This is a genomic window from Litorivita sp. NS0012-18 (assembly GCF_040371945.1).
Taxonomy (GTDB): domain Bacteria; phylum Pseudomonadota; class Alphaproteobacteria; order Rhodobacterales; family Rhodobacteraceae; genus Litorivita.
Genome location: NZ_BAABWS010000017.1, coordinates 1 through 520, shown reverse-complemented (window position 1 = coordinate 520; position 520 = coordinate 1). Strand labels below are relative to the sequence as shown.

Below are 520 nucleotides of genomic sequence, written 5' to 3'. Positions count from 1 at the left end.
ATTGCCGCGCAACACCATGGGCAAAGTGCAAAAAAAGGCGCTGCGTGAAGACTATAAGGACCTGTTCACAACTGCATAGCGCGGGCAAACGGGGCCGCGCGGACGGGTCAGCCGGTTTTTTGCGACTGAACAGGCGCGGCGCCCGCGGCAACAAACGCGCTCAGCGCCTCTTTGGACATGGGCCGCCCGAGCAAATACCCTTGGAACCGCGTGCAGCCAATGCTGATCGCATTGGCGAGTTGTTGTTCGTTTTCGATGCCCTCGGCGCAGACGTCGATTTTCAAGGCATGCCCGACCTCGGCAATGGTGGCCAGCAATCGCAGGTTTTCGGGCGAGCACGTCGTGGCCTGAACCAAGGACCGGTCGATCTTGAACCCTTGCGGGAGCATTTTGAGCAAGCTGGTCACAGAGGAATGACCCGTCCCGAAATCATCCACTTCGATCCGGAAACCGCGGCGCTTGAGACCCGCAACATTTTTTCCCAAAACATCATTTTGAACATCCCAAAACACGGTTTCCA

Annotated in this window: 1 protein-coding gene; it reads right to left on the bottom strand. The window is 57.3% G+C overall.

Annotated elements, in window-relative coordinates:
* Window positions 1-107: 107 nt before the first annotated feature.
* A partial coding sequence (locus ABWV64_RS15950; protein ID WP_353347075.1) for an EAL domain-containing protein occupies window positions 108-520 on the bottom strand: 413 nt, incomplete at its 5' end.